Origin of the sequence: Bradyrhizobium sp. (genome assembly GCF_049798375.1) — a bacterium.
In the GTDB taxonomy this organism is placed as follows: domain Bacteria; phylum Pseudomonadota; class Alphaproteobacteria; order Rhizobiales; family Xanthobacteraceae; genus Bradyrhizobium.
The window spans coordinates 1-5,356 of sequence record NZ_JBARGP010000784.1 but is presented as its reverse complement, the minus strand read 5'-3'; the positions used below and the strand labels follow the sequence as shown (position 1 = coordinate 5,356).

Sequence of the window (5,356 nt, the reverse complement as noted above, 5' to 3'; positions counted from 1 at the left end):
GTTCAACAACGCTGAAATGAACGAGACGTCATATCATGCGACGCAAACCTATGGACTGCCTGTGGTCTACCCGGAGAACGTCGGCAGGCGCGAGGACTTCGGCCAGCTTGCGCCGGAGGCGGGCTATCTTCTGACTGCCGCATTCCCATCATTGACCCTCGATCAGGCCAATCAGATTCTGACGGACACGGAAGACCCAGGCGGCGGCTTTCTCGACGACGATTCGCCGTTCGGCGTCTACTCCCTCCTCAATCTCTACGCCGCCGGTGGACGCGCGGCGCAGCTTGCCAACAAGAACTGAACTCACCACAGCCGCATCGAGATCGATCCGCATTTGCGGCCTGTCTCGATGCCCGGCAACATTGGCCTACGGACGGGTCCCGGTGGTTACGCGGGATTAAGATTAACGAGCTGTTAAAAGAAGCCGGGGTACATTGGCTGCGACATTGCGAAGTTGCGTACCCACATGACGACATCACCGCCCTTTCCCGGCTTCGACGGGTTGCTGTCGCTCTCGCGCCGCGAGGGGGTCGACATCAGACCCACTTTGCTGCGCGTGCTGACGGACCTCTATGTCCAGACGCAGGCGCATTCCGCCGACGAGGAACGGCAGTTCGTCGAGTTGACCTCGCGCCTGATCGACGAGGTCGACGATGCAACCCGCGCCGCCGTGCGCGGCCGGCTCGCGATCTATCCCGCAGCCCCGATCGTGATCCTGCACAAGCTTGGCTTGCGTCCCGGATCGGCCGACCAGCCGATGCCGCTCGCGGCCCCGTTGCCTGCGGAGCTGCTGCAGTCCGCGCATGATCCGCTCGCTTCCGCGGCCAGCCTGTCGATGCAGCCGAAAGATGCCGCCGAGCTCGCGGAGATGTTCTTTCGTGCGGCCTCGAGCGAGCGTGCCGCGATCCTGCATAACTTGACGCGCACGCCGCTGAAGCCTGCGGCCCGGATTCCGCACGCCCGCGCCGAGCGCGCCATCGATGCGCTGCAGATGGCGGCGTTCGTCTCCGACCTTGAGAATTTTACGAGCGAGCTCGGCGAGAGCCTGATCCTGGCGCAACGGATCGCGGAACAAATCGTGGAGGATGCCGGCGGCGAGGCGCTCGCCTGCGCGCTCAAGGCGCTCGACATGCCGGGCGCCGTCTACGAGCGGGTGCTGCTGTTCCTGAAGCCGGAGATCGGCCAGTCCGTCCACGCGGTGTTTCGGCTGTCGCGCTTCTACCATCGCCTGAGCGAACACGCCGCGCTGATCATGCTGGCGTCCTGGCGTGGCGCGGCGATGGCAACGGCCGCGCGGCCCAAGCACCGCCCCGCGCTCTACGACGACGAGCGTCAACGCGCCCGGGGTACAGCCCGGTCCCTGCCGCAGGCAGCTCCTGGCCATATCGCCCGTACTGGCACCGACAACTACAAGCGCTGAGAAATGCCGCGCTGGACCTGCATCACTTCAGGTCGCGCACGATCTCGAGGAAGTGACGGCCTTGCTTGTCTTCGGTCTCGATGATCCAGGCATCCGGATCGAAGCGAAGCTCCTTGGCAAGACGCTCATCGACCTCGCTCTCGGCGACCGGCTGCGGCGTCATCGGCACGAAGAAGCGCTCGACCGGCCTGCTGTCATCATAGAGCGATTGCGGCGCCGGCCCATAGAGCTGTGCCGTGCCGTTCATCAGCGCGACGTTGACGAACACAGCGCCGCCTTCGTCAGCGCCGCGCCGGCGCACGGCGCCAAACACGCCCGACGTCTGGCAGCGGCGCAGATAGGCTGCGACCCATATGCTGGTCTTTAATCGCATCGGAAAGCAGTCGATCAGAGGTGGAACAAGCCCCTGCTCTAGTCGATCGGATGACCGATGACAATCGCGAGCTCGCGCACCAGACGGTCGGAGACCTGGCCTGTGACCGGCAGCTTGCGGTCACGCTCGAACTTCGCGATCGCAGCCTGCGTGTCGGGGCCGACCATGCCGGTCGGCTTCAACTGGCCGTAGCCGTAATCGGTCAAGGCGCGCTGGACCGCCGCAACGCGGCGTGCGCCGCCGCTCTGCACCGCGGCCGGCTGCGGCCGTGGCGTTGCGCTTCGTCCGTTGCTGATGGACTTGACCAGATCGGCGAGCGGATCGGCGTATTTCTGATCGGTTCCGTTTGCGTCCGCAGCCTTGGCATCGGACCCCCTGCTCTCCGCAGCCTTCGCATCCGCCGACTTGGTCTCGATCATTTTCGGATCGAACGGCGAGACATTCGCCTCCATCGGGCGTGGCCGCGGCAGCGGATTCGCTGATGACAGCGGCGCGGGTATCGCCACGAAGGAGCCGAACATCGGTGCCGGATGCGGGCCCGACTGCAGGTACAATGCATTGACGACGATGGCGCTGGTTGCGGCAAAGCCGAGCAAGCCTGCCAGCAGATCCTTCGGGCTGTAGAGCAGCGCGCGCATCAGCAGGCCGCGCTTGTCTGCGACCTCCACCTTGGCGGCGGCGGCAGTCGCGCGCTTTCGCGGGCGCGGCGCCCCGCCATCGTCTGCTGCGGCTCGTCTAGGCACTCTTCTTCGCCTGGTTCGCTTGGAACGCCTGCCCCTCGGGCGCGGCGCGCAACGACGGCGCCAGCGGCGTGATATTGTTGCCGGTCTTGCTCTCCGGCTCGGCGTGGCTGAGCGGCAACGCCACGGTCACCGTCGTTCCCTCATCTAGCTTGCTTTGTATCGACATTTCACCGGCGTGCAAGTGCACCAGGCTCTTCACGATCGACAGCCCGAGTCCGGTGCCCTCGTGACGGCGCTGATAGGTCTTGCCGGCCTGGAAGAACGGATCGCCGATCCGCGAGAGATCGTCCGGCGCAATGCCGACGCCGGTGTCGCTGACGCGCAGGATCAGTTGCGTGCCTTCGACGCCGGCCGCCACCGTCACCTTGCCGCCGCGTTCGGTGAACTTGATCGCGTTGGAGACGAGGTTGAGCACGATCTGCTTGAAGGCGCGCGGATCGCCGGTGATGTCGGGCAGATCCTGCGGCGCATCGGCCGACAGATCGATGCTGTTTTCGCGCGCCCGCAGGGCCAGCAGGTTGCAGCAATTGATCAGCGCCGCGCGCGGTGCGAACGGCTCGGGCACGATCTCGAAATTGCCAGATTCCATTTTCGACATGTCGAGAATGCCATTGACCACGGAGAGCAGGTGCTGACCTGAATCGTTGATCAATTGGGCGTATTCACGGCGACGTTCCGCGTTGAGCCGCAGCGTCTGCTCCTGCACCAGCATGTCGGAGAAGCCGATGATGGCGTTGAGCGGCGTGCGCAACTCGTGGCTCATGGTGGCAAGGAAGCGCGTCTTGGCAGCGTCGGCGCGCTCGGCGGCACCGCGTGCGAGCTCGAGCGCCTGTTCCTGGTGCTTGCGGTCGGTGACGTTACGGATAACAGCGACGACCTCGGCATCTGCAGCGGATGCGACACCAGAGACGACTTGGCCTGCCCGCTCCAGCGGCCGACAGCGCATCTCGACCCAGATGAAATCAATCGGATGATTTGAGCTGCGCTGATCGCTCGACAGATCGCGGCGCAGGCGGAACTCGACGCTGGAGGCCGTATTGCCGCGCGCGGCTTCCGCCAACGCTGTGAGATAGGCCGGACGGTCCGCGACATGGACGCGCTCGAACAGGCCGTGGCCCTGAAGCTGCGCGACCGGCGCACCGAGCAGGCTTTCTGCTGCGGGCGAGATGAACATCACGGCGCCGTTGCGACGGTGGCGCGAGATCACGTCGCTCATGTTGAGCGCCAGCAGCCGATAGCGTTCCTCCTCCATCGACAGCAGCGAGATGCTGGTGCGCGCCAACGCATCGGCGGCGAACGCCAGCACCGAGGCATAGAGCGTCGCGGACGCGACGCCGAACGCGGCAAGCGCCGCGCGCAACGCAGGATGGGTATCGGCTGGCGGCAACAGCCCGGCATGCGCAATCAGGGTCAGCGCGCCCACGCAGCCAAGCGTCAGGACGGCCGCGAAGATGACGACCCGACGCGAGCCCGACAGCGCCGCCTCCAATGGCACGACGATCAGCCAGACCGCTGCGAACGACTCCATGCCGCCGGTCTCGGTCGCGAGCGCCACGATCAGGGCGGACAGCGCCAGCGAGGACAACGCATAGGCCAGCTCGTAGCGGCCGGTCCGGGACAGGAACCAGGACAACAGGATCGGCGCGATCAACCACGCCATCGCGCAAACCTCGAGCGCGCTCGGCGCGCCGCGCACGGCTAGATAGGCCGGGAACACCGCGAAGGCGCCAAGGCTGCCGAACAGCCTCGGCGCAATGAACGCGCGATGGCGCGCACGCGTCAGCGCATCAGTTCGAGCCGATGGATGCAAAAGCGCATCAAGACAATCGCGGATGATACTCAACACAATCACGGCTCTCGCGCCGCGGCTCTCGTTCTCGTCGAAAACGTGCCGGGGCGCCCCTTCGCGGACACCGTGTCAGGTTCGCATTAAACGAACGCTAAGCCCGCGACCCCGGCGCCTGCAGCATTTGGCCGGGATGGTGAATGCAACGTTTCCGTGGCCGATCGTCGGCGCGAAACCGTGCAGAGCGAGAACCCGTTATCGTCCGGACCGAGATCGCATCAAGCAAAAATTTACGGATAAAAAACAACCGTCGCCTTCGCGAATTCTCAACCAATTAAGCTCAATGCAAGCACTTGATCCTACAAACTGGACCTAGTGACCGATTGGCTGCGAAGTCGCGCAGCGCAGTTGAGTGAGACGATCGGGGTTGCGTCATGTTCTTCCTGCTTCGCATGGCATTCTGGCTCGGATTGGTGCTGGTGCTGTTGCCGCGGGAAAAGACCCCCGATTCAGACAAGCTGCCGCAGATCAATGCGCAGGAGGCGGTGCAGGCAGCCACCGCAGCCGTCGCTGACATGACCCAGTTCTGCAAGCGCCAACCGCAAGCTTGCGATGTCGGCGGCCAGGCCGCGACCGCGATCGGCCACCGCGCTGCTGACGGCGCCCGCAAGGTCTATCAGATCATCACCGAAAAGCCGGAGACGACGGAAAAGATCGGCACCGCCGAGAAGCCGATCGGCCCGGTCAAGCCGGCGATCGCAGACAAGCGCGCTCCCGACCACACCGGCTCGATCGACGCCCCTGTGGTGGCCGAGGCGTCACCCGGCGAGGCGCCTGCCGACACGCTCTCATCGGACGATCTTGCCGCTGAATGGCATCTGCCGCCGGCGCAATAATCGCGCTCCGGCATCGGAACCCACGCGTCCAATATCGCTTTCACTGGCCCATGATCCCATATAAGGGGGAGATGGGAACGATGGACACGATGACGACGACGATCGACGAAATCCGCGACAATTTTGCACTGCTGGACG

5 protein-coding genes and 1 pseudogene are annotated in these 5,356 nt (G+C 64.8%); 3 read left to right on the top strand and 3 right to left on the bottom strand.

Going from position 1 to position 5,356, the window contains the following annotated elements; genetic code table 11:
- Both WA702_RS30030 and WA702_RS30025 read left to right on the top strand, forming a co-directional pair.
- A pseudogene (locus tag WA702_RS30030) lies at nt 1-301 on the top strand (phosphatase PAP2 family protein); the annotation flags it as partial.
- Nucleotides 302-466: 165 nt separating this feature from the next.
- Entirely contained in the window at nt 467-1,420 is a 954-nt protein-coding gene (locus WA702_RS30025; RefSeq protein WP_425114158.1) for a DUF2336 domain-containing protein, read from the top strand.
- Between the two features lie 22 nt (nt 1,421-1,442).
- Here WA702_RS30025 and WA702_RS30020 read toward each other — a convergent pair whose 3' ends face one another.
- The 3 genes from WA702_RS30020 to WA702_RS30010 are packed head-to-tail and all read right to left on the bottom strand — an operon-like array spanning nt 1,443 to nt 4,388.
- Nucleotides 1,443-1,793, bottom strand: a complete 351-nt coding sequence (locus WA702_RS30020; RefSeq protein ID WP_425114157.1) for a DUF1491 family protein — start codon at nt 1,791-1,793, stop codon at nt 1,443-1,445.
- 38 nt (nt 1,794-1,831) lie between these two features.
- Nucleotides 1,832-2,536 (bottom strand): peptidoglycan-binding domain-containing protein, encoded by a 705-nt coding sequence (locus tag WA702_RS30015; RefSeq protein WP_425114156.1) that lies wholly within the window; start codon nt 2,534-2,536, stop codon nt 1,832-1,834.
- Nucleotides 2,529-4,388: a PAS domain-containing sensor histidine kinase gene (locus WA702_RS30010; protein WP_425114155.1), complete on the bottom strand. Its 1,860-nt coding sequence runs from the start codon at nt 4,386-4,388 to the stop codon at nt 2,529-2,531. The genes WA702_RS30015 and WA702_RS30010 overlap by 8 nt, the downstream gene beginning before the upstream one ends.
- A 368-nt stretch (nt 4,389-4,756) precedes the next feature.
- Between WA702_RS30010 and WA702_RS30005 the strand changes: the two genes are divergently transcribed.
- Nucleotides 4,757-5,218, top strand: a complete 462-nt coding sequence (locus WA702_RS30005; protein WP_425114154.1) for a DUF5330 domain-containing protein — start codon at nt 4,757-4,759, stop codon at nt 5,216-5,218.
- The last annotated feature ends 138 nt before the right edge of the window (nt 5,219-5,356 follow it).

Excerpts from the sequence above, each read along its gene's own strand:
- WA702_RS30025 (WP_425114158.1), top strand. The coding sequence starts at position 467 with ATGACGACATCACCGCCCTTTCCCGGCTTCGACGGGTTGCTGTCGCTC.
- WA702_RS30020 (WP_425114157.1), bottom strand. The coding sequence starts at position 1,793 with ATGCGATTAAAGACCAGCATATGGGTCGCAGCCTATCTGCGCCGCTGC.
- WA702_RS30005 (WP_425114154.1), top strand. The coding sequence starts at position 4,757 with ATGTTCTTCCTGCTTCGCATGGCATTCTGGCTCGGATTGGTGCTGGTG.